This is a genomic window from Mariniphaga sediminis (assembly GCF_003573545.1).
Taxonomy (GTDB): Bacteria; Bacteroidota; Bacteroidia; order Bacteroidales; family Prolixibacteraceae; genus Mariniphaga; species Mariniphaga sediminis.
The window spans coordinates 12,138-37,463 of record NZ_QWET01000010.1; the positions used below are offsets into that span (position 1 = coordinate 12,138).

Consider the following 25,326-nt stretch of genomic DNA (forward strand, 5'->3'; position numbering starts at 1 on the left):
TCCTTATTCCATTCCCAAATGTTTATCGAGCCATGCATAAGCCTGCTTCCTTATCTCTGCAGGAAAATCATGGTCGCCATTCGTTTCAGCACGTATAAAATTATTAGTTTTACCAAAAATATCATAAACCCCATTTACCTGATTTAACGCCTTATCCATTGTTTGCCACCAATCATCAAAGTCCGGATTTCCATCTGATGAATGACAATAAACAGCATCTTTTCGGGCCGAATAATTAAAAAATGGTCGGGGAGCGCAAAGCGCCATAATTTCATGCATATCGCAGGGGATTATTCCAGTTCGGATAAATTCTCTGAAATATGGATTAAAATGAACAAACCAGTCGTTGCGGGCAAACTGGTAGGGAGAATTGGTACCGCCCATCGGACTTAATCCACAGGAAGATACGGCAGCTTTTATTCTCGACTCGAAAGCCTGCAAAAAAAACGAATTGTATCCTCCCAATGAATGCCCGATACATCCGATGCGCTCCGAATCGACCATCTCCTTTTGACAAAGGAAATCCACACCTTTTTTATGATCGTGAATCATTTTTCCCATTGCCGACCATTGCGGAAATTGTTTATAAAATTCATCGGTGTAATAAGCATCGTATCCCGGGTAAATCCTTTCTCCTGCAGAAATAACATCGATGGCAAGTACCACATAACCACGCAGTGCAAGTTCCATCCCGTAGCAACGCCCTTCTTTGGCTACGAGGCCAACCGTTTGCTTAGAGCCAGGACCAGTAGCATGTAATGCCATAATTCCCGGGCGTGGTGAAGAAGCAGCTGCACCATCCGGAATCAAAAGAAAACCTGTGATAGTATCGCCCGTACCACTGTCGAATTGCACCTTTTTTTCTTTGTAACCATTACACCGATTCTCACCCAAAACTTTCGAATTTACTGGGGTTTCATTTACCACTGGGATTTCACCAAGCATTATCCTGGAACGCTGAATGATTGAATCACGTTTGATTTTCCAGCCTTCCTCATCGCAAATTTCAACACTTTTCAAACCAAAGCCATACTTTTCATTCTCCTGTTGGTAATCGGTTAAAACATCGTTCAGAGCAATAGTACCGGGTGCTTCAATAGAATTGACAGGGCAATCGGAATTATAAAATGAAACAGGTGCAACGATGCCAACTCCACCTGTAGCAATACTTCTTTTAACAAAATTACGTCTGGAGAATCTCTTTTTGTTTGTCATATTTTTCCTTCTTTTTTGCTGAAGTTAAAAAACGATCGAATCCGGTTACAAAACTTGAAGGAAAAACAGATAATAAAATTAGTGCTGCAATTTCTATCAAGTTTTTATTTACTATCCAGTAGTTTCCTTCAACATTTATATTTTCTCCTAATCCGGGAAAAGGAGGATATGCCAGATAATAGAGTGACAAAAGAACAATCCCGATAATTTTACTAGGTTTTGAAAATAAACCAATAAACAGGCTTAACCCGATTAACACCAGTCCCCATTCATTGAATAAATCAACAAGATTAAGTATAAACTCCGACTGGGCCATACTTTTAAAAAGAAGCGCAAATGGTCCAGCCGAACCGAGTAAATACCCTTTTGCTGTCCAGCCGGGAGTATAAATTTTCACAAGCCCTTCATATAAAAAATGCCATCCGATTAAAACCCTTAAAAAAGTTAATGCAAATACCTGCCAGTCTGAATAACTATGTTCAATTTTTCCCCTTTTCATTTTAAATTTTTGCTTGATATTATCTTTATTATCCAACTATTGCCTTTTCATTGACCGAATCCCAGATGACGGGCTTCTTATTCACATAAGCTAAATTGGCCAGGTTAAACGTAACAGCTTCTTCAAAACCGACATCAATATTGCAACTTGTTTTCCCGTGCCCGCGAATGGCGTCTATCCATTCTTTCAGGTGCAACAGGGTTGCATCTATTACTTTTCCATCAATATAAGTTGGCCCGTAACCTCCTTTAATGTAGGCCTGAGAAGTGGCGGAAGAAATGGCATCGATACCGGTATTTGGTTCATAATAATACATGGGGTCAGAGGGATTGGCCTGAATGTCGGCATACCGTTCGGAATTGCCGTCTTTGTAAAGCATAATTGCCCGGTCAACATCCATGGAAGCTTCGGAACCCAATATTTTAGATTGCCTGTAAATACTGTTTTTTAATGAACAGTCATAAGTCATTGTCAGTTTTCTTTTGGGGTAATGAAACACCGCACTTAAAACATCCGGCATATCGCCGTGGGTTTTATAGTAGTGCTGCCCGCCCAAAGCCACAACAGTTTCGGGAATTCCGAGTTCCAAAATCTGGTTTACACAATCGTACCTATGTGAAAAATCGTTGCCGGTAACACTGGTCCCGTAATCGCTGTAGCGTTGCCAGCTAAAATACCTTTTTCTATCAAACTCGTGCCACGGCGCCCCCGCAAGGAACTCTTTCCAATCGATATTATCCCTATTGCCCAATTTATGATCAAACGCATCGTCCCTTATCCAGGCTCCAAAAACAGTGTTCCTGTTTGTAAAAGTCTGAACAATGGAAACATCACCGAGTACACCTTTCTGATATAATTCCCGCGCTATTTTAAAGCTCATTTGCTGGCGGTTTTCATGTCCCAACTGAAATACAACACCTGTTGATTTGATCACCTTCTTTAACTCTACGGCTTCCTCGATGCTGTGAGTCATTGGTTTTTCAAGGTAAACATGCTTCCCCGCTTTGGCTGCCGCAATAGCAATTTGGGTATGAGTATGATCAGGGGTGGCAATCAGTATGGCGTCAATTTCATCGCTGTCTACCATTTCCCGGTACGAAGGAAACACTTTGGCAGGCGCAGACGTATTTGTCTTTCCACCCGGACCAAGACCACCCGTTGAAATTTCGACGCCACGTTGTACACGAACATCGAACGTGTCGCACACGCCGGCAAATTCAATGTTCAGATCTTCCTGGTCAAGAAAATCCTGTAACCTTTTTGTAAACTTTCCGTCAACTGTGTTCTGTTTTATAAATTCAGGATGGACATAACCAAGTGATTTCAACAACTGCTCTCCGCGCCAGCCATTGCCGACCAACCCAATCCTCAAACGATTGCCGTCATTTCCTGTTGGCGGCAACAATTTCGCGCCGGGAGCATCAAGTTGCCGAATCTTTAATGTTTCATATAAATTTTTGCTTTTCGCGCTTATTTCTTTGTTTATGTTCTCTTTAAAAGCAAAAGCGAAATAGCCCAAAAATGGAACTGCAGCTATTCCTTTAAGGAAGTCTCTTCTTACGGTATTCATAACTTTTAAAAATGGTATAATATTAAAATGGATTTATGGAAAAATCATCAAACCAAAATTTCTGCCCTTCTTTTGACTTGCCATAGGTTTCAAATTCAAACGAATGCAGTAAGTTTAATCCGGGAATAGCTTTCTTTATTTCTCTGGCATCTATTTCAATTGTATGCCACTCTCCATCATCAATCAACTTATATCGCTCCACATTTATGTATTCCCCGGAGGAATTAGCCGGACTTCCTCCAATACATACTCTTTCCGGACGTTCTTCAGAAGGCCATGGCCTTAACCAAATACCTACAGGGACACCAGGCGGTATCCGGTATGAAAATTTAATATATGGATATTTATCTATATCCCAAATCCTTAATTTTATATTGGTAGCCAACGTATTGTTGTTCCCTTCCGTAGATACGCACATGCATTGTCCTTTCCCATCTTCACGCATTTCCGGATAATAGGTGGATCGTTCTCTGCTTGGTCCGCGATCCCATAAAAACCCCCATTCTTCAAAATCTTCCCGCTCAAAATTACTGTACACAAGTGGTTTGTTGGGATCCAACGGTTGCTCCACACGAACAAGAAAATTGGTTTCTGCTTCTGTTCCTGATGTATCCTTGCACTTGAGTCGCACAACGTAATCTCCAATATCTTTATAAGAATGCCTTGGCACTGCTTTATTACTTACGTTTCCATCGCCAAAATCCCACATCATATCTACTTTTCCTTTGCCACCTTCTATTATTGCAGAAAAAGTTACCTCTTGCGCAGGAGTGCTGGTAACCAGATGAGCCATCGGAGTTACCGTTAAAATCCCTGTATTACCATATTGTAAAGCACCGATATCCGGCGCCTTTCCTGCATAAGGAAGGCTCACAGAATCTCCTTCTTTCCATTGCAGGCTTCGATCCAGTATAAGCAAGTTATTTTCAATGTCAGCTTTTAGCACACGGGCAAAATTCCCCGGTTTGCCCACAAAAACAATATCCCCTGATTCTCCTTCTATCCCAAAGCCATCGAAAAAGAAAAGGGCATCACTTACGTAAAGTTCGGTACCGGAGCCCGAGCCCAAAGTCTTTGTGAGCGGTCGTCCGGCATCAATGGCTGGGCTTCCTTTGGCAAGAGTAAAACAACGATTCTGAAAATTGCTAAAAAGGGGGTCAGCGTCTATATTATTGATGAATTGACCAGGAAATTCCTCATGCAAACTTCCTACAGTGTACAATTTCTCTCCCATTCTCATTGTTGCTTTCCCAGGTTTCTCTCCAAAAAAAAGATTGGAAAGAAATAAATTGTCATCAGATACACCCGTGCCTCTAATTTTAAAAAATGTAAAATCCCCAGTATATCCGTTATGGTAAAACAAATTATTCTTAAAAATATTAGAACGTATGGGATTATCATTTTTACGGGAATTGTCGCTTAAAGCCCAGGCTAACATAGGATTATTGGCAAACGTATTATTATAGACACGGGAATTGACAAACATTAAAGGTGTAGATTCATCTGCTCCAAGACTGGGATCATACCCTTCCTTTCCTCCAAGTTTTGCATCATAACTACCTGATGCAATGACTCCTCCCCAATTATCAAATATGAAGTTATTTCGAAAAATACTATTGGTTGAAAGTACTTTACTGTAAGAATCAGCGGACTTTGCTCCATTAAACGCATTGGTAATGATATTATTTTCAAATAAACAATTATCAGGATTAAACAATTCAAAGTTTCGCCCCCATCCATTATGGAAAATATTACCACGGATAATATTATGCGAAGATAGTTGCGATGAAATGGCATAAAAATTTAAAGGAGAGTGGCCTATTTTACTGAATGAATTTCCTTCAATAACATTATGTCCGGAATTCATAAATCTGCATCCATCACCGTGAATTTTAGAAAAAGAATTAAAAAGTAAATGATTGTAATGGCTATCAATATATAAAAGTTGAATATATACCGTTGATGATTGTTCCATTTGACAGTTACTGAGTGTAATATGGCTACAGTTTTTAATGTACCCAAATCCCCCTCGTGCAGGAAACATTTTGAACCCATCAATTGTCACAAAATGTTTCCTTTCCATATTGATTATATATTTGGAACTTTCATCCCCAATCAAAATTGCACCGTGTGGCTTTTCACTTTGGTAGGTAATGCTTTGCTGATGATTTTCTCCGCTGGAAACAGGGTTTATAATACCTCTATACGTACCTTCTCTGAGAAAAACCGTATCACCTGGTTTTAATGCCATATTTGCCTTCTCAAGTGTCTTCCAAGGTTCATTCAGCGTTCCGGGATTATTATCATCGCCATCAGGAGATAAATAATATGTACCCTTCTTGTCTAAAGTATCAGACTTTGAAAAAGATTGACAACTCAGATGAAGAAAAAAACTAAAAAACAGAAGCATCTCAATTATCAACCTGACTTTAATTCCAAACATAATATTCTATTTTTAACTTCAATAAAACCTAATAATCAACGATATAAAATTCACTTAATCAATTTACAAAACAATTTATGATAGTTTCTCTGCCAAGCCAATTCCTTCCTTCAATTATTATCCTGACCTTCAATTATCTGATGTTGTTCTCCCATATATTTTTCACCTTCCATAGTCAGAAAAAAATCCATCCAGATATATGCCAACTTATCTCCCGCTTCAACCGATACTGAATGTTTGGCACCGAGCGGAATATGCAACATCATATTTTCGGTCAAAACAATGCTTTCCCCATCAGCAAAGCAACGGCACCTGCAACCTTCAAGCCCAAAAAAGATTTGATCGAGCATAGGATGTTCGTGTTCTCCCACTTCATCCGGACCTTCCGTTTCTACTGACCCCATGGCAAAGCGCGGAACCAATCCATCAGGCAAAATCATACGATTCAATGTTTTATCACTTTTAATATCTTCCTTATAGGCAGGGCAGTCGACAAGCGCTTTTATGTAGAGCCTGTCAAAATTTCCTGTCTTTCTTTTAACTGCCTGCGTATCTTTCTCGTCAAGTAACTTTCTGATTCGGATAAATGAAAATTCTTTTCCCTCCTCCACCTGTATTACATAACCTGTTGAATATGGGATACGTACAATTGTTTCTGATTTAATTTCAAAAACAGTTGCTCCTGACTGAAGCGCTCCTTCTCCACAAATGTTCAACAAAACATCAAAAGTATCCGTTTGTGATAGCTCTTCGAAGTTGTACTTCCCTTTTATGGAAATATACTCTATTGTTACCCCCTGCACTTCATTTTTGAGCACTCCCGTTTTGAGTACACTCCCTAAAGGTTTTTCTGCTAACCTATTTCTCACTATTGTTTCTCTGTTCATTATGTGTTAGTTTGAGTCTATGTAATCTTTTAAACGGCTAATATAAATTTGTCCATAAACACACGCCCCAGTACTGTTGGTATGGCAATAATCTCCCGACCAGACAGAGTCGGCTTTTACAACTTTTATTCTCCCCTTATGCGGAATATTTTGGGTAAAAACCAATCGCATATTCCTGTTCATACGATGGCGTTTGTCATAAACATTTTTGATGTTGAGTCCCTCTCCAACTGCTTCCTGGCTTACAGAGTAACCTAATCCGCAATCGATGTAACAATCTGTACCATATACATTTTTGTTATCAACCCACACCTCGAATCCTTGCCAGTGCCCCTTCCACGGTAATTCAAATTCTGAATTTCCATTCGCTTCAAGTTCTGTAAATTCCTTCCCTGAAATATTTCCCTTTTGAAAATTATATAGCCAGTCGGTTACCTCAATTGTGCTTACATTATTGTATTTTGCTGCAAGTTTACGGTGAACAATATCGTACCCCCATAGTTGCCGCATCCGGTAATTGGATAAGCCGGGTTGTGTGATTAACAAAACGGTATGAGGTGAAACCTTCTGAAGTTTTTTGATTAACTCTTCGTATTCCAACTGATACCGCGACAAATCGCGCACAGAACATTCGGCTCCGACTAAATCACTTAAAGTCTGAACATTCAGAATAAGTTCCGGATTTAACGGAGTGAGCCAGGTAACTTCCCCGGTTGCTAAATTCACCGAATCTATTTCCCGGCAAACGACCTGCCTGTTATCACCATGATATGTACCTATCCTGATAATATCGCCGTGAGCAACGTCTGAACGGATAACTTCCGAACAGGTTAAGGAAAATTCATCAACATCCGAAATCAAACCAGTATTTACCCTCGCAGTGTAATCTTTTGTGCTTTCCTGATAAGTTACATTATTGAGTTCGAGTGCCCAAAGCTCTTTCACTTCTTTTTCGCTCAGCCCGGTCAAAGTGCGGCTAAGCTTTCTTTCTCCAAAAGCCCAGTCGTCATTGGTGGCGCTTTCATTCACAATAATATCAGGAATAAACGCACGAAAAAAACCATTGTAATCGTTTATACCATCAGCATTTAACAGATTTGCCAATGACCATCCCCCAATCCCGGCATTCATAAAATTATGATACCGGTTCGCGGCAAAATTCATTATAAAATACGGATTGTGCCCGTCAATAATTTCCAGTTCAAAATGTCTTTTTTTCCGTTCGGTAAACTTGTGAACCCAAAAAGCATTTTTATCAATATTCCGAAATTCCAATCCCGAAGACAGTTTTGCCGGGCTGGCAGGGTCGAAAAAAATTTCCCCTTCACCATAAGGGCTCTCATTCTTTTCATCTGTTGACATTTGGCCGACTGTCGAATATTCGAATGTAACCATTCTGCCATATTTATATTTTACCGAAATTTCAGCTCCTTTTTCGGGTGGGACTCTGAACCAGATGAAGTGAACAGGTTGCTGATTTTCATCCAGCTTTCTGATAACCAAATACCCCGGATTGTCGGGAGTTTCCCTAGTCCATCCTCCCGTGTAAATTTTTCCTTGCTGCAAAACGTTGTCTATTATGACCTCATGTGCATAAGTTGCCGGATGGTTTAATTGAAATTTTACTGAATTCCCGTCACCAGTAAAGTACTGCTCCTTTTGCCCTGCCGATTCATTGTAGTTCGAAAACTGCCCTATTATCTCTCCATCGGCTTTCACCTGTACCATTGCATAGTCAGAAGTTCGGAGTTTGGTTTGGCATATTGCAATTTCATCTCCAAATAAATCAAACTCAACACTGGAGCCAATACCACTAATTCTTTTACCAATTCCTTTGTATTGAAAGGGGTTATGGAAATCCTTTGCATCTGCACGATACTTCATTTCAGAGCATAAAACGGTTGTTGCCAATTCGTTTTGAATGTAATCTACTACATGCCCGGAAAAGCCATCCATAATACTGCCCGCTGCCCAGGTTATGGAACTCCCTGAAAGAACGATGTTCTTTTTAGCAGGGGCAATCTTACCGGCATTACCGACAGAACGAACAATGTCCTGTGCATTTATTTGAAATACACAAAAGCAGGTGAGAACAAATATTGTAAACCTTTTTAACATATCTTACTGAAAGTTTTATATGTTGTGCACAATACCATTACGTCTGATAAGGGACAGCAACGGGAAGGATTAGTTTTTTATAAAACTGTTCAACAATTTCATTAACTTCCTCTTGCGTATCAAGTTTTATATACCAGTTAATGTTGGTATCATTGGTCAGGTTACCTGAACTGATGTAAGTTTCCTTTTCCGATTGATACATTTTTGCATGAAGTCCAGGAACCTCAAAAAGGGTTACTTTTAATTCGTCCATTCCGTTATATCCTTCCCCTTCCCTGACATAATATTTCACATCAACACCTCTTTCTGTAGCCTTATTAATAGCGTTTTTAAGCCTGTCCCATCCTTTAAAATTGTTGAAAGGAGAAATTAATACAACAAATTCTTCCGCGTTTTCCACAAGGGAAACAATACTGTTCAAATTTTCTTTTATATCTGTAAATTTCATTTTTCGAATTTTTATAAAGTGGCTATCTGTGTTTTACGGCAAACGGCTCAATATTATTTTTAAAAAAGCCCTGCATATCGATGTATTCGCTTTGTTTATCCAAAATATAGGTCCAGTTAATGTCTTCGTTATATTTCAAATGAGCAGAGCCAATAACAGCCATCTTCTCAGAGAAAAACATTTTTGAATGTAAGTTAGGTACCTCATAGAGTGTTACATCTAAATCTTCTGTACCGGGTATCCCTTCTTTTTCTCTTACATAATATAAAACTTCAATGCCTCTTTTTGCTGCATTATTTATAGCATCTTTCAGGTTCTCCCAACCCTTCAAATTGGTGTATGGCGATACTAAAACAAGATACTCCTTTGCACTGTCGATAACCGAAATAATGGTATCGATACTTTCCGACGGTTTTACAATTCTCATATTCTTTACTAATTATATTTTACACCTAATTTTCTTTATTGGGGCGAACTGCCAGCAGCACCACTCCTGATATCAGGATTCCAATACCCGCAATTTTAAATACCAAATCCAGTGATATACCGATGTCTTTTAAATAGCCTCCCACATATATCATTGCAGCGCCACTCAGGACACTAAAAAAACTCATAATTCCATATCCGGTTGCCTGGTATTTTTTATTGACCACCTGAGTAATTATTGGCATAAAGTTGGCATCATGGTTCCCTTTGGTTAATCCGAAAATGACGATACCAAGAACAGCAATCCAATACAAATCGGCGGCAGCCATCAAATAGAGAAATGGCCCCCCGACCATAAAAGCAATTGCGGTGATGTATATTCTGCCTTTATTATTTCGGACGGCCCATTTATCAGCAAAAAAACCTCCCAAAAGCACTCCTGCAAAGGATGCGACCTGGACATAGAAGGTACCGGAGACGCCTGCTTTGCCAACCGACAGGTTGAACCCCTCCTGGAAGAATGTAGGTAACCACGCATAAATAAGCCATACGCAAATTCCCCCCAATAGTCCATATAAAAGAATTATTAAATATCCCCTAGAACTAAAAAGGCTTTTCAGCATCTCAATAAAATTGAAATCGTTTTGTTGTTCCCCTGGTTCCGGTTCTTTTCCCGGGGCATCGTCCAATGTGAAATAAACCACAACAGCATATAAAATACCGAGCCCCCCAAACAGATGATACCCAATTTGCCAACTCCAGATAGTAGCGATATACCCGCCTAACCCGCCTAATGCCATTCCTGCATACAAACCAGTCATTAGTATACCGGAAGCTTTTGAACGGGTAGGCCCTTTGTGGTAATCCATTACAAGGGCAACAGCGGCCGGCATATAAAATGCCTCACTAACTCCCATTATTGCCCGTGTGACAATTAGTTGGGTATAGTTTTCCACAAACCCGGTTATTAACGTAACCACAGACCATAACAACAGGCTGGTGAAAATTACCCATTTGCGGCTAAACCGGTCGGCAAGGTAACCTCCCAGCGGACTAAGTATGGCATAAATAACCAGAAAAGCCGAAGTCAATAATCCAAACTCGGCATCAGTCATTGGAATATCCGCTTTTATTGGAGTTCTCATTGATGCAATCAACAAGCGATCGAGATAGTTTAGCAAAGAAACAAACCACAGTATGGCAACTACCAGCCATGCATATTCTTTTGTTGTTCTGTCCATCATCCTTTTATTAGTTTAGTACACCGCGGCATATGGTTCTTTCTACCCTGATATTTTTATCAAATATTGCAATGTCTGCATCTTTCCCTTTTTCAAGACTGCCTTTCCTATTAGCAACCCCAATGATTTTTGCGGGTGTTAATGACGACATACGGATAGCTTCAACCAGGGACAAACCAAGCTGATTTACACCGTTTCTGACACAGACATCCATGGTTGTTACACTGCCGGCATAAGCTGAATTATCCTTCAGGCGGGCAATGCCATTTTCAACCACGGCCTCTACTTCACCAATATGATGCATCCCATCGGGCAAGCCAACTGCCGGCATAGCATCGGTTACAAAACATACACGGTCAACGCCCTTAACTTTTACCAGCAATTTCATCAATTGCGGACCAACATGCCATCCGTCTCCGATGAGCGCACCGCTTACCCTGTCATCGTAAAGGAGAGTTTCAACCACACCGGCCACACGTTTTAAGTTATCGCGACGGAAATGAGACATATTGCAAAAGAAATGTGTGGAATGCCTCACACCGGCATCAATGGCATCTTTAATTCCGGGATAAATACCATCCGTATGCCCTGCCGACACGAGGATGCCCTTTTGGTTTAAGTCCTTTACCAACTGAACAGCACCTTCCAATTCAGGAGCAATTGTCATATAAAGTAACACATCGCTGTATTCCAAAAACGGCATGTAATGTTCCGGTTTGGGCAATGCCAGATATTGTTGTGGATGGGCACCACTTTGTTCGGGGCTGATATATGGTCCCTCCATGTGTATCCCCAGAAGTTCAGCGCCATCCATATTTCCTTCTCTCATATATCCTCGGGCAACCTGCAGCGCTTTCACAATGTCGGTTGGAGCAGCTGTGATCGTAGTACCTACATAGGAAGTAACCCCATATTGGGTGAAAAATTTCCCCATTATTGAAAAGGTATCCGGGTCAACTTTCGACACATCGGTGCCGTTTGCCCCGTTTACGTGAATATCGATTAATCCGGGTGAAATATACCCGCCGCCGGCATCCACTTTTTCAGCATTCAACGGTTCTTCTACTTCTCCGCTTTTACCAACTTCAATTATTTTGCCGCCACGTACTATTACCACACCATCCTCAATCTCTAATTCAGGTGTTATTACCGTCCCATTTTTAACTACCAGATACGATTCTACTTTCATTTCTTATTTTTTTAAGAAGGGAACAACAAAAGTAGAAGCACGAAGGCGCCCAACTGTTTTCCCTGTATTTAAACGACTTTCAACAAACTCCTGCAAATCTTCGACATATTCGAAGTTCATTTTTTCAGCTTCTTCTTTTGTGATATTCGGAGAATGTAAATAAAGCTTTGATTTTTTGCGTACTACATTATTATGGATTACTTCGATGGCTGACATGGGGTCTTTTACAGTGCCATCGTCAAGGGCCTTTTCCATTTCAGTATTGGTTAGCAGACCGAATCCCAGCATTTCTTTACCGTGCACAGGCGAAACTCCATCCCGGCAATTTGCTACCAGTAATATTTCTCCCCCCTCTTTTACTGCCAATGCAGCCGAGAATAAGCCTTTATTTGCCTGGGTCATGTCAACATCGTGGTTCCTGGTATCGGAAACTACCAAATCGACCCGTTCGGGTATTTGCACAAAATAGGTCTTCCTTGCAATTTCCACACCGCGGCGGTGTGCCTCTACATAATGACCGCCAACAATCCCAACTGGCAAATCTTCGGCATTTAATATTACGTTTAGTATAGTGAATGGGTCTGCGGTTTTTGCCAACTCTTCCATTAATTTCCGGGGGAGTGTATCGGTTACCCCTATGGCTTGTTTCGGGTCGAGGGCCCCGACAACATGCATGTGGTGTACAGTATCTTCTCCTGCTACCCCGGGAAGAAGCATTTTAGCGCCTCCTGAAAATCCCGCCGGCATGTGCGGTACAAGGGTTCCGATTGCTATCCGCATGTCAGCCTCTATTACATGCTTGTTTATATAAATGGGAGCCCCGTCATCAAATTTTCCCATTTTTACCAAATGGTTCTTATCGAAAAAATGGTGATCCATAGACCGGTAACTCTCAAAAAATCTGTCTGACAAACGGGCACGTTTCTCTTGCTCTGTCATTAACCTGTGTGACCCGGATGCATACATAAAAAATATTTTATCCTTTTTAATGCCGGCTTCCTCCAATCCCGGCAAAAGGAAAGTGAGGATCTTTGAGGTGGGTGTTGAGCGTGTATAATCGTCAACTATTATACACACTGTTTTCTCGGGGCCAATAAAAGGATGAAGCGAGCTGATTGCATCGTTCACTGCTTTGCAAAAATCAGTGTCGGTACAAGTTTGGTCTGCATTATCAGGCAAACCAAGGTCAAACCTGAATTTGGATGAATTCAACATGGGGATCTCCCCTATCTTTTTGGAAATCATTTAATTAAATTATTTATGGATGTAACGGAATACTTTAACTGAGTGAGGGGGTATTTCTATATATTTTACGTTTGTTTCCACACTCAAATCTTTATGCTCCCACAAATCCCTTACTATGTAATCTTCCAATTTGTGGGGCTCCATTTTCCAATATGTACTATTGACTTTTAACAGATTCTCAAAATCAACCCTGACATTTTTAATTTCTTCCCCCCTGTTAAATAAACAGATTGCCCTTTCATTATTTTTCAGCTTTTTAATCCATATTTCATAGTCACCACTACTAAGGAAACAGAATCCCTGGCTACCCAGGGAATCCTGGTTTATTGAAATAAGCTCCTTGTTTGTGAGGATTTCCTTTATTTCCGGAGACATATCCCGGATATCATTCCCTGCCATTAAAGGAGCTGCCAGCATGCACCAAAGCGAAAAGTGCGCTTTATATTCTTCTGTGGTCATACCACCATTTCCAACCTCCAGCATATCCGGGTCGTTCCAATGACCAGGGCCTGCATATTTTTCCAGCCCTTTTTGCTTATCTAATATTTCCAGGACAGCAGCCCACCGGTCTTTAATGTCGTGGTAAGTACGCCATAAATGGCCCACTTCTCCGGCCCATTTCCAGGGTTTTTGGAAACCCCATTCACAAATACTGAAAACCACAGGACGCCCGGCTGCATAAAGTGCGTCGCTCATTGTGGTATACGAACTAATTGCATGCTCTATGGACGAGGATGCAGATTGGGCATCTTCATTTGTTGTATAGCACCAATCGTATTTTAAATAATCAATGCCCCACCTGGCATAAGTGCGTGCATCCTGAAATTCATACCCGCGACTTCCCGGACGGCCGGCACAGGTATATTTCCCTGCACATGAATAAATACCAAGTTTTAACCCTTTTGAATGCAGGTAGTCGGCCAGATACTTTATGCCATTGGGGAACCGCTCTTTATCTATGATAATCTCCCCATCCTCATCTCTGCCTATCTGCCAGCAGTCATCAATAACCACATATTCATAGCCTGCATCCTTCATCCCGCTGCGAACCATCTCATCGGCTATTTCCATTATTAAAGCTTCGCTAACATCGCAGCCAAACTTATTCCAACTATTCCACCCCATGGGAGGTGTTTGGGCCAACTGATCAAATTTTTGCGCCTGAACATTCATAAAAAAGAATGTCAACACAATCCAAAAAAAATGTTTCTTCATTGTACGTTATAATATTATTAGTTTTATACCACTATATATCAAGAATTTGAATTACCTTCCGAATCATAAAACATAGCGGCAACAGTTGCCTTTGTTCTAAAATTTTCCATCTATAATGTCGCTTTTGAACTTTCGGTCTGCCGACAACTTGATCCCGGGAGGTACTCCAATACGACACTTTCGGATTAAAAGTGAATCTGAAATCAATACATGCATTTCGCTCTGCAAGTTAAGGTACTGATTCAGCATCCATTCCTAAACGATTACTTCGAAACGTTCTTGAACGGTTAAAATAATCGTCAAGGAGTTCAATATCAAACTCCTTTATCATTTGATTGACACTTACACTCTCATGCTCGCTGGTAATTAAAACTGCCCCCAGTTTTCCTGGATCTGTTATTGTAACAGCTCTTCCATATTTTTCCTTTACTGCACTGAGTTTATCCCAATTATAATCAAGATGCACAAGACGAGAGTCAAGGTTTATGGTAGTCACAGCATAATGAAAATAGTTTGTACTCGAAGCAACAATTTCACCAAGTGGATTACGTACCTCGGATGGCAAAGTAGTAAAGCCACAAGAGCTCACAAAAAAGGATCTGCATGAATATGCCCAGTTACTTTGTACAAGACCGCCATGATACATTGAAGGAAAAACGATAATATCCGGGTCCATTTTTTCATATTTCTGCCGCAACTCATCAAAATTAAGATCAAAACAAATGGCACATGCCAAACGTCCAAAATCACACTCTAAAACGGCTGCATCATCACCCGCTTTTATCCCTGCTTCCATCTCTCCTATTGTTGGATAATTTTTATCGTATATCCCTGCAATCTTTCCTTCCCGATCTAAAAGGATACCCGAGTTCCTCCGAACTCCATCAGCATCCTGTTGCCGAATGGTACTGTATAAAATGTAACAGCGATTTTCCTTTGCAACTGAAGCGAAATAATCCAGTATTTGGTTCTTCCTTGTCTGATAATAATTATCTTTTTCTGTTCGGGTTAATCCCATTGGAACGTCGCATGCCTCAGGTAAAACTACCAGATCTGGTTTATTGGGAAGTACCTTTTTTAATCTGACATCCCAAAATTTGATAACCTTTTCCACAGTAACTTGCATCTCTTGTGTTCTATCTACAGAAGATGGTCTGCCTCCAATTGTAGCTACAGTAACGTAATTTGACGCATCCAATGAAGTCGTTATCGTTACAAACAGCAGGAATTGAAATAATACCTTAGACAGGTACATTTTAAAACTCATTCTCTTTTTCATAGCTATAGCCCTCGTTTTAATTAATATGCATATTATACAACACTCAAAATCAACACATTCACAGATAAAAGTCTTAATTCACCAAGCAAACACTACTAAAAATTTGCTCATGTTATTTAATCTTCGCTTTGGAAAATAAATCAATAACTTCTCCCTTGGATATATCAAACTGCACATAGCGACGATCTCCAAGCGGAATTGAAATGCGTTCCTCATTTTTCGGTAATGATATTTCTTCCCCAAGTTCCTCAAACAACCGAACACTCTCTGAACTAACAGGTAATTCAAGGCTTCCCTCTCCTGAAATATGCCAATAGACAACACAGGTTTTGTTATTTCGCTGAAAAATAAAGGCGCGTACATTCTTATTTTCCTCAGCTACATTGAGAATTTGCGTGTATGGTAACATTTCGAAACCTCCATCCTCATTGATTAAAAGGATGTGTTCCTGGTTGGAATTTTTCAATTCTTCTTTTTGTTTATCCGTAAAAAAATTTTCTATCCGGGCTTTTTCCCACCGACGGATAACCTCCAGATTATCAGAAGTTCGGTTATGCTTCTTAAATATCTCTAATTCACCAATCAATGAGACAGGACAATCCCAGGCCGCACCTCGGCTACAGACATATTCGAACATATCTGGCTGCATTCCGATTGTACTCTCGCCTGGTGCAACATACTTCATCCATCCGAAATTAATCGAAGTAAAATCTTTAGAAACAAATTTGGCCTGGGCTAATGGATATTTACGCGTAGCTTCTTTAATTACTTCAGGCCTGAAAGTATCAAAGGCATTTCCCCGCGTCAAAATATGCCAGCTAAAATGAGATTTAATGGCGCCTTCGGAAAATACCGGAGGTGACGTAAAATTCTGGTACAACTTATTTTGAGCCAGCGAAGTATAAAACCAGTATGGTGGAATTACATCTTCAGCTCCATCGAAATAAATAAAATCAAACCCGGCATCATTGTATATCTTCCCAATCTTTTCTGCAATTTCATCCTGAATGCTGGTCCGTTGATCCAACCGAACCCATTTGGGCCAGGTATCAACATCCAGCAATCCCAAACGGTATCCCTGCACATAATCCGAAACCTCAGTGTTTAGCGCTCCCCGCATACATCCCGTAAATTGATATGGACGTTCTGTCGTAAAACCGGCATATTCAATCAATTCATCACCGATTTTTAGTAATCGCCGACCTTCTTCCATCGTCACTCCTTCAGGATTTTCCTCAACTGTTACTATATCTGAGTCCTTACCTAATGGTAAGGCCAAAGTAAAATTGCGACGAAGACTTAACCTGTGATCCGGAACCGGGCTTACAAAAAGGTCTGTTTTATCAACTTTATTATACCATAAATGCGTGCCTACAATCATCCCCGCATCTTTAACTTTCCGGACTACGGTTTGAAGGTCTTTCATCCCGTTTGGGTATTCAGCCTTCCAGGGATAATGACCGAAAGACGATACAAATGAATTCCAGACTATTTGAATAGCTTTAAATCCCCCCTTTTTTGCAAAAGCAATATGTTCATCAATATTCTGCGGGGTTGCATCCCATATCTCATAATAGGAATATTTGTATTCTTTACTTCGACGACTCGCCACCCCTTTGGGAAGATTAAAATCATTTTCAACCTTTTCAATTCTATTTAGGAGATTTTCTTTTTCGGTTGTAATCAAAACAACTTCAACCCCTTTCATCTTCACTTCCTCATGCAGCTCTGCTTTAAAAATCCGAAAACCATCGCGTTCTTCGGCATCAATCATTGCATAAGGATCCGTGGCTAACAGGTTAATGGCGACCTGTTCGTCCCAGGAAACATTTAACCATTCGCCAAAATTGTCCCTGTTCTGAACAGGTAATTGCAGTAATGTGAATTTATCAATTTCCGTTCTTCTTTTTACGCCATAATCTAAAATCTCGTACTCTAAATCCTTAAGTTTAAACCCAATATAATCGTCATTAACATTTACCTCAATAACAGCAAGATAGGATTCCAATTCAAATCCAACTACTAAATCATCTCCTCTCCAGTAAACCGTATCGGCATTAAACGTTTTTGGTTTTGCCGGAAACATTAATTGAACTTCATTATCATAAGGTCGTGATTGAAAAAAAGAAAAAGCTGGTAAATTAGTATCGGTATGAAGACACTCCTGTCCTGAAGGTTTATGGATTAGGCTCAACGCCCGCCCATGCCTGCTAATGACAAGACGTATTTCAGAATTTTCAATAACAATATCTTCTTCAATAGTTTTCTCCGGCTTATTTAAAGGACTACAAGCAATGAAAAGAAAGAAAAAAATGATTAAGAGATTCTTCATAATTTATTTTTGATTGTTTTAATTATCTACTTTACTAAAAGAGGTTATCTTTTTTTGGGTCTGTATTCTTCATCTGTTATCAAGGTTTTAGACCCAGTAAGCCACCCCGGAGTAATGATATATTCCCCACTACCTGCCAGAAAAAATATTGTGTTCTCATCTTCGCGGACCGTTGTGTTAAATTTCATTTTTCCATCTTTACTTTTAACATTCCAGCTACCAGCTTTCATTCCGGTTAAAATGATCTGAAATTTAAGTCCCTCCGGGATATTCAGGGTAAATTCCTCTTCCACAAAACCATTCCCTTTACTCATACTAACTACCCGATCAGCGATTATAATGACATTGCTCACTTTTGTCTGATAATTTTTAACTGGTAATGGTTCAGTATCGCCAGCGGTAAGCTGGAAGACCGTGAGGAACCGGTCATTGTTTTTAGCTACTTTAGGCGACACCATGATTCGATGTCCATTCTTTTCGGGTAAATCCCTATTTCCAAGCCTTCCGGGTAACTCATATTTATATTCAAAGGAAGTAACCGCGTCTGCACCACTCAGAACTTCTACATATCGTTCTGCTATTGCCGGAATTAGCATAGTAACAGTTGTCTTACCTGTAAGTCCTCTTCTTTCGTTATTAAGAACAATTGTATTCTTGTTTATTTGAGGCTTATTGTGTGTATTTATTTGCCAGTATTTTTTAAAACTGGGATTAGCAGTAGTTATGTTATCGTTCAAAATAATCGCTGCAGGGATAGAGTCTTTATCCAAATTGAGGAAGCAAAATTCCCTCGTATATGATTTGATTTTTGATGAATATGCACCCACCAAATCAACAGAAAAATAACTAAAAAATGGATGGAGTTTCGAAGGACCAAAATCGGATGAAAGCACTTTTCCGTTATTAAACCATGGATCGTTTTCTGCTTCTTTGGGACTTTTAGGATTTCGTTGATTGAACCTTGTTCCTCCGTCATTAGACTCTGTATTGCCAAACTTTTCTCCCGGATCACGCGCTAACATCATACTATGAGCAACGGAACGTTTATTAAAATTGTAATCATAAGGTGTCCCATAAAATCCATAAAGGCCGATATCGCCCACCTGAAAACCTCTGTAGTAAACCTGAATAGAACCGGCATCGCTATGTTGGTGATTGCCAAAGTGAAAGCCACCTCCTTTAATCTCGGCTACCACATCATTGCTGGTTAACCCGATATTCCAACCGGTACGTGCCACCATTGAGCCGAGGATGGGGCCAAAATCCATTGTAAGAGGCAGAGACTCGAAGCCAGGTTCAGCCTGCAATTCAGGATCATTCAAAAGAAGAAATAATACCGGATCATCCAATGCCCCTCCCTGACGTTCGAATTCAGCCTTAATAATTGGATCTTCGGCATAAGTGTAAAACAAGAACATCGTTTGTGGATGACTCCAGTAGTAGAATTCTCCCGGAGGACCCGCATTAAACCCGTCACCATCCCGAAGCATTTGACCATTGGGAAGGCGCATATATACCCAAAACCTGGAAACATTTTTTATATTTTCAGCGAAAACGGGCTGTCCAGTCATACGGTTAAACAACCATGCTGCGTGTAAATCCCAACCGATTCGGTAAGCACCATAATTAACACCCTGATTATGCCGCGGCGACTGATACTCCCAGTTTCGCATCGGTACCAGTTCTTCCAGGATACGATACGAGCAATATTGATACGGCAGCGGATCTTCATCATAAATCGCAATACTCATTGAAAGGAGATCCCGGTTGATCTGTGCTTCATTACCATGCCCGATAATGATAGACTGCTTAAAGGGAGGCCAGCCAATTTCCATATCTTCAGCCAAACGCATCAAATTATTGTAAATAATTTGTTTTTCTTCCGAAGTCAAAAGATCGTAACACCAGTCGTAAACTAATGAAGCAGTGTAGATAGCCCGACCAATTTCCCGGGTAATATCCAGTAGATTACCGAATTCAACATGAGATATATAATCAGCCATCAATTTAATAGCTTCTTTCCCAACTCGTTTATCATCTGTCATGAGATAATAAAAGGCCTTGGTTTTTGCAGCTTTTTCCAATCCGGCATCGAAAGACACTTCTTTATCCGGATCAAATTCGAAAACATAAGGAATAAGGGCAGATTTTTTTACTTTCCACCACTCCTTTAGGTTTTCCCCAGCTTCCAATCTCGCTCTAATCTCCGGCAATGATTGCTGGTTTACCCAAAGACGTGGCCGGCCAGGGGGAGGAATAACTTTTGGTTGGTAATTCTCTGCCAACTCCGGTACTTGCGGTGATTTGTAACTTGAAAGTTGAATATACTCAAACCGAACACCCCGTGGCAACCATATTTTCAATTGTTGATCTTCCCCATTAAAATTAAATTTACCTAACTCTTGTTTCGGAACATCCCATGGCACATAAACTATACGCTTTGTAGGCTGCTTATTATCTATTTGTATTTTAGCATATAAAGATTCGAACTTGCTTGTGGCTTTCTTCATTGCTTCCGCCCCTTCTTTATCAGTTACGGCAAAGGTGTTTATGACATAACGTCCTGGGGGAACCTTAACACGAAAAGTCAAATCTGCTTCAGTTCGCTCTCCGTTAATTGCAGCGGGAACATTAGGCTTTAAGGCTATTCCCCTATTGTTTGACAATCTTTTATCTTCCACAATTTCAGCAGATTTAGCATTAACGATTGCCATTTCTGCATCAAGTCTGATAACTACAGGTTTATTAAAAAAATCCTGGGTATTATTTTCTTTCTTGAGTGATGGTGCATTCCTTTTATTAATAAAGGAACTAAAAACCACTGCTAAAATCAATAACGAAAATCTAAAGTATCTTTTCATGACTTAAAATTTTTATTGAATCAGATATCTTATCTTCTTGCAATCTATCCCCAGGTTATTAATCTGCACAACCAACATATATTCATGATTTCCCTCCTGATGCAAAACCTTTTACTACAACTGGGGTACCTTTAGATAATTTAGTCCCTATTTCCCAGATTCATGGATTCATGGATTCATAACATTTTCAAGCCCGAAAGAAAGTCCGATCATAATCTCTGACTTCCCTGCTTCATAAACTACTGGTTCCTATACAGAGATAAATTTCTGCCTTTAATGCCCTAGCTTATTTCAAAGAATAAATCCCTCCTAAACACCTGTTCAACAGAAACCTCCTGTCACACATGTAGAATACCAGGGTACTTCCGGTATTGATATTCTATTTACTGATTTTGTAATAGCCATTTTTTCATAAATTGTAGGCCTGACTCCACTATGGCTTCATGCCCTCCTTCATGCATGTCAAGTTTAATACGGCTACCGACACCTAATTTATCATAATAAATTTTGGCTTTATTAAATTCATTTACTACCTGAGGCCAATAGGCGATTCCATCTTGTTTCCCATGTTGGATTAGCAGAGGTCTGGGAGTGATTAAAGAAACAGCATCATAATCTGAAAATTCAGTTAACCAACCATTAAAAAAGGCGTGATCTTCTCTTGTCTCCAGGAAACAGGAATAACGTTCATCCTTAATAACCATTTTATTTCGACGTTCATTAAACCAACCTGAAACCACCCCAACTTTAATGCGTTGTTCAAGCGGCATAAAAAACATCGTTGCCATTCCTCCTAAAGAGACTCCCCACATTCCAATACGTTCTGAATCAATTCGATCGTCTAGTACAATTTCATCTAAAAGATGCTGCAAACGGGCAAACTCAATGCCCGGCAAACTTAAATTTGCCATGCGGGCTAATCTCTCAATTCTGTTTCGCCTTTCTATAGACCTCAAATTCATTGGAACAAGCACAGCAAAACCTGCCTCTAGCAATGCTTTTGCATATGCATGATACCCCCCATCTTTAAAAGGAGTTTCCGGACTACTGCCAATGCCATGTTGACAAATTACTAAAGGCACAGGCTGGTTATTTGATGCACTTTGTGGTAAGGCATAAAACGCCTGCACGCTTAGAGCTCCCAACTCAAGTTCCAGCCACTCCCCTTTTACTCCTTCAATAATGTGAAATTTTCGCTGTAACTCTGCTGTTTTTCTAAATTCAGGAGGTTTGATTACAACATCTCTCCACCTTGCACGATTCGGTTCTATACTTCTTATGAAAGCGTCGATGCTACTATAGTCTCTATACCAAAGTTTATTCGATCGCTCTTCATATTTATCTACAAGATATTCTCTTAAATAATTCTCCAATTGTGCTGCATACATATCCGTTCGCCTAACCTCTAAACTATCAACCCCTTGCCCCTTCAAAGACATTGATATATTTAATAAAAAAGCGCACACCAGCACAATTTCACTAATTGTTCTGCTCATTATTGAAATTATTTTAAGTGTTTACTCCGAAAATTCACTATTCGGAGTAAACACTTCAATTAAAACAAGAAATAAAAGGGCCTCTAATTCATGATAACAGGTGAATATTCCTGAAATGCGACGCCTTTATCGCGGAAAACAAGGGTATCTGATATAGAATGGGTATTTTCCCCCTCATTCACATCATAATTCAAGAAAATTACGTCGCGTTCTTTTCCACCCCACATATCTCCATTTTTAACAAATTTTCCATTCCCGGAGATTGAGAAGTTTGAATTGTCCGTAGAAGAAATAACACAATTACCCTGGTTATCAAATAACAAATTCATTTCAAAATTACCAGGACTTTCAGGGATACTTCTCAATTCACCTGTTAATTTCACTTGTTTTCTTCCATTGGTATAAAGAGACCATAATTCATCCTGCTCTACATATTTTTTTCTGTAAACTATAGTATGAACAACTTCTCCTGTTGCATCTTTTATAACAGATTTTCCTCTGTGCAAATATTTTCCGTGATATTCGTTGACAAACTTAATCCCGAAAACAGTAAAATTTTTGGGAGTAATAGTCCAATCAGAACCAATCCGTGGATCTGGAGAATCAACACCCGCCAATCCGGAAAGTACACTATCTGCGCTACTGGATAATATTTTTAGCGGAAGTACATAATGTGTCTTATATGCATTGGGATCATTAAAAAATGCTTCATTTAACTGTACAGTAACTCCGCCGAAAAATTCTCCTCTTGGAATTAATATGGTTTCCTCCGAATCCAAACTATAATACTGTGGTGGGAGAATTTTAAGCGTATCGGCTGAGCTCTCACTTTTCCCATCCCAGTCATTCTCATTCGTGATAAGATCGGCTACCAAACTTTGATCAATCTGGAATTTTATTTCCCAGTCTTTATTATTCTCATACATCCCTCCAACCCTGGCGGAAATTTTAAATTTTAAATCATTGTCATTCGCATTATCGAATATATAATCTCCTAAAACGAGTGTCCTCACCGGATATTGGAATGGAAAATAAACCGTTGTATAATCAAAATCATCAAATCTCAGTTCATCATCTTTACAGGAAAAATGGAACATACTAACAATTAAAATGAACAATATTGATATTCTTTTCATTGTAATAAATTTTAATCTTACCATCCTTTGTTTTGTATTAATTTATCAGCCTTTAATATTTCTAACTGTGAAATAGGGCCAAAATTCATATGAGATTTATAATTCCTTTTTTCAACTTCAACAACATTATATGTTTCGTTGGTCAATAATACCCCATTTACCGTTTCATTTAAATCCATCCCCCAACGCCGGATGTCCCAAAACCTGAATCCTTCAAAGCACAGTTCGATCCTTCGCTCATTCTGAATCAAAGCTCTCATCAATTCCTTACTTGTTGAACTTTCAATAATGAATTCGTCGGGTTGTGTAATTCCAGCCCGCTCTCTCAAAGCAGAAATAATTTCAGCAGGAGTAAATCCATAGCCATTGGGATCTGCCGTAGGTCCCCAGGCTTCATTTGCTGCTTCTGCATAATTTAAGAATATTTCAGTATATCGGAAGAATGGATAAAAATGTCTGGCAGTAGACATTACATTAGGATTTATATTTACACTTGGCTGTAATAATTTTTTAAGATAGTAACCTGTACGTGTAGAATAAACTGTTTGGTTGTTCCAGTCATCAGTTTCATCATTTATGTTTATTACTCTTCCGTCAAAATCGTTGCCATTATAAATAATATATCTTTTTAACCTGGGGTCCCTTCCAGCATAAGGCTGATTCGCATCATATCCACTCTCTTCTGCATTGATAGGATAGCCATTAACCATAGGGAATGCATCCACTAAATTCTGACTTGGATTGGTTTGCCCCTGGCCAAATAAGGTTGGTGGGAAATTTGCTACCTCACGGGAATTGATTTCGGAATAATCCCTTCGCCATAATATCTCACTATCATTTTCATTTTTCCAAAATTCAACGCCTGTTGGCGACATGCCGGAAACTCCTCCAATTTCGGATAATAATGCACCGGCATAAACAGCAGCTTTTTCCCAATATTCATTACCTGTATAAAAAGGCTGGCTGGCAACATGAAGTGAAACCCTGGATTTTAAAGCCTTTCCAAATTTGCCGTTCACACGATTTTTATTTTGTGAACCAAAAACAATCTGTTGTACTATATCTTCTGAATCAGAATACTCATCAGGTAAATTTAATAATGCTTTCTCAATGTCAGAATAAATAGCTTGTACACATTCTTCATAACTATTCCGAGGCAAATTATAATCGACATTAATGTCAACCTTATTCTCTAAAAGAACAAACCCTGTTGGGTTACCGTCTTCTGCAATACCTCCATGTCGTTTTAATAATTCAAAATTATACCATGCCCGCAGAAGTAAAGCCTCAGCTTCAAACCTTTTTCTAAATGCTTCATTTCGTTCTTTCACCGGGCCATTAGCCTCATCCCATGCATATTGGGCACTTGGATTAATTTCCAGGAAATAATTTAAATAATAAATATTTGTATATGCCAGGTTCCATATGGACATGGGATCATAGCGTGAAGACCACTCACCAGTTCCCATTCTTCTATAATTATTGCCTTCAACATTAGTTACTGCATCATCTGTTGAAGCTTCGTCAAAAGAGTAACCATTGGGCAAATCACGATACGCCCGAATCAATAAACCTTCTGCAAATCCTGAATCATAGTAAAGCCTTTCCGCTGAAGAATGATTGTCATCAAACGGTTGAAGAAAATCCATTTCGCAAGAAGACACTATGAATCCTAATGTGATTAATATTATTAAAAAAGATTTTTTTGTAAGCATAATCCCGTTCA

The 25,326-nt window shown here is 39.6% G+C and carries 18 protein-coding genes; all 18 read right to left on the reverse strand.

Going from position 1 to position 25,326, the window contains the following annotated elements; genetic code table 11:
- Nucleotides 1–3 precede the first annotated feature (3 nt).
- Nucleotides 4–1,215 carry an alpha/beta hydrolase family protein gene (locus D1164_RS13975; protein ID WP_119350624.1) on the reverse strand — a complete coding sequence of 404 codons (1,212 nt, stop codon included), beginning with the start codon at nucleotides 1,213–1,215 and terminating at the stop codon, nucleotides 4–6.
- Complete coding sequence (locus tag D1164_RS13980; protein WP_119350734.1) at nucleotides 1,184–1,714, reverse strand: hypothetical protein; 531 nt, start codon at nucleotides 1,712–1,714, stop codon at nucleotides 1,184–1,186. The genes D1164_RS13975 and D1164_RS13980 overlap by 32 nt, the downstream gene beginning before the upstream one ends.
- Before the next feature lie 28 nt (nucleotides 1,715–1,742).
- Entirely contained in the window at nucleotides 1,743–3,284 is a 1,542-nt protein-coding gene (locus D1164_RS13985; RefSeq protein WP_119350625.1) for a Gfo/Idh/MocA family protein, read from the reverse strand.
- A 22-nt stretch (nucleotides 3,285–3,306) separates the two neighbouring features.
- Nucleotides 3,307–5,727 carry a right-handed parallel beta-helix repeat-containing protein gene (locus tag D1164_RS13990; RefSeq protein WP_119350626.1) on the reverse strand — a complete coding sequence of 807 codons (2,421 nt, stop codon included), beginning with the start codon at nucleotides 5,725–5,727 and terminating at the stop codon, nucleotides 3,307–3,309.
- Nucleotides 5,728–5,837: 110 nt separating this feature from the next.
- Nucleotides 5,838–6,614, reverse strand: coding sequence for a cupin domain-containing protein (locus tag D1164_RS13995; RefSeq protein WP_119350627.1), 777 nt, complete (start codon nucleotides 6,612–6,614; stop codon nucleotides 5,838–5,840).
- A gap of 6 nt (nucleotides 6,615–6,620) precedes the next feature.
- On the reverse strand, nucleotides 6,621–8,732 hold the full coding sequence (locus tag D1164_RS14000; protein WP_119350628.1) for a hypothetical protein: 2,112 nt from the start codon (nucleotides 8,730–8,732) through the stop codon (nucleotides 6,621–6,623).
- 37 nt (nucleotides 8,733–8,769) lie between these two features.
- Nucleotides 8,770–9,180, reverse strand: a complete 411-nt coding sequence (locus D1164_RS14005) for a phospholipase D-like domain-containing protein (protein ID WP_119350629.1) — start codon at nucleotides 9,178–9,180, stop codon at nucleotides 8,770–8,772.
- 22 nt (nucleotides 9,181–9,202) lie between these two features.
- A complete protein-coding gene (locus tag D1164_RS14010) occupies nucleotides 9,203–9,607 on the reverse strand; it encodes a phospholipase D-like domain-containing protein (protein WP_119350630.1) in 405 nt (134 codons plus the stop codon).
- A 25-nt stretch (nucleotides 9,608–9,632) separates the two neighbouring features.
- Nucleotides 9,633–10,850: an MFS transporter gene (locus D1164_RS14015; RefSeq protein WP_119350631.1), complete on the reverse strand. Its 1,218-nt coding sequence runs from the start codon at nucleotides 10,848–10,850 to the stop codon at nucleotides 9,633–9,635.
- A gap of 7 nt (nucleotides 10,851–10,857) precedes the next feature.
- A complete protein-coding gene (nagA, locus tag D1164_RS14020; RefSeq protein ID WP_119350632.1) occupies nucleotides 10,858–12,036 on the reverse strand; it encodes an N-acetylglucosamine-6-phosphate deacetylase in 1,179 nt (392 codons plus the stop codon).
- A 3-nt stretch (nucleotides 12,037–12,039) separates the two neighbouring features.
- The gene (larA, locus tag D1164_RS14025) at nucleotides 12,040–13,281 is read right to left on the reverse strand and encodes a nickel-dependent lactate racemase (RefSeq protein ID WP_119350633.1); all 1,242 of its coding nucleotides are present in this window, start codon (nucleotides 13,279–13,281) and stop codon (nucleotides 12,040–12,042) included.
- Between the two features lie 9 nt (nucleotides 13,282–13,290).
- On the reverse strand, nucleotides 13,291–14,496 hold the full coding sequence (locus D1164_RS14030) for a glycoside hydrolase family 27 protein (protein ID WP_119350634.1): 1,206 nt from the start codon (nucleotides 14,494–14,496) through the stop codon (nucleotides 13,291–13,293).
- A gap of 229 nt (nucleotides 14,497–14,725) precedes the next feature.
- Nucleotides 14,726–15,775, reverse strand: coding sequence for a carbon-nitrogen hydrolase family protein (locus tag D1164_RS14035; protein ID WP_206611015.1), 1,050 nt, complete (start codon nucleotides 15,773–15,775; stop codon nucleotides 14,726–14,728).
- Between the two features lie 112 nt (nucleotides 15,776–15,887).
- Nucleotides 15,888–18,107 (reverse strand): hypothetical protein, encoded by a 2,220-nt coding sequence (locus tag D1164_RS14040; protein ID WP_147372190.1) that lies wholly within the window; start codon nucleotides 18,105–18,107, stop codon nucleotides 15,888–15,890.
- 44 nt (nucleotides 18,108–18,151) lie between these two features.
- Nucleotides 18,152–20,968 carry a hypothetical protein gene (locus tag D1164_RS14045; RefSeq protein ID WP_119350636.1) on the reverse strand — a complete coding sequence of 939 codons (2,817 nt, stop codon included), beginning with the start codon at nucleotides 20,966–20,968 and terminating at the stop codon, nucleotides 18,152–18,154.
- 383 nt (nucleotides 20,969–21,351) lie between these two features.
- A complete protein-coding gene (locus D1164_RS14050; RefSeq protein ID WP_119350637.1) occupies nucleotides 21,352–22,464 on the reverse strand; it encodes an alpha/beta hydrolase family protein in 1,113 nt (370 codons plus the stop codon).
- An 83-nt stretch (nucleotides 22,465–22,547) separates the two neighbouring features.
- The gene (locus D1164_RS14055; RefSeq protein WP_172594465.1) at nucleotides 22,548–23,600 is read right to left on the reverse strand and encodes a DUF5627 domain-containing protein; all 1,053 of its coding nucleotides are present in this window, start codon (nucleotides 23,598–23,600) and stop codon (nucleotides 22,548–22,550) included.
- Nucleotides 23,601–23,617: 17 nt separating this feature from the next.
- Entirely contained in the window at nucleotides 23,618–25,315 is a 1,698-nt protein-coding gene (locus D1164_RS14060) for a RagB/SusD family nutrient uptake outer membrane protein (RefSeq protein WP_172594466.1), read from the reverse strand.
- Nucleotides 25,316–25,326 lie beyond the last annotated feature (11 nt).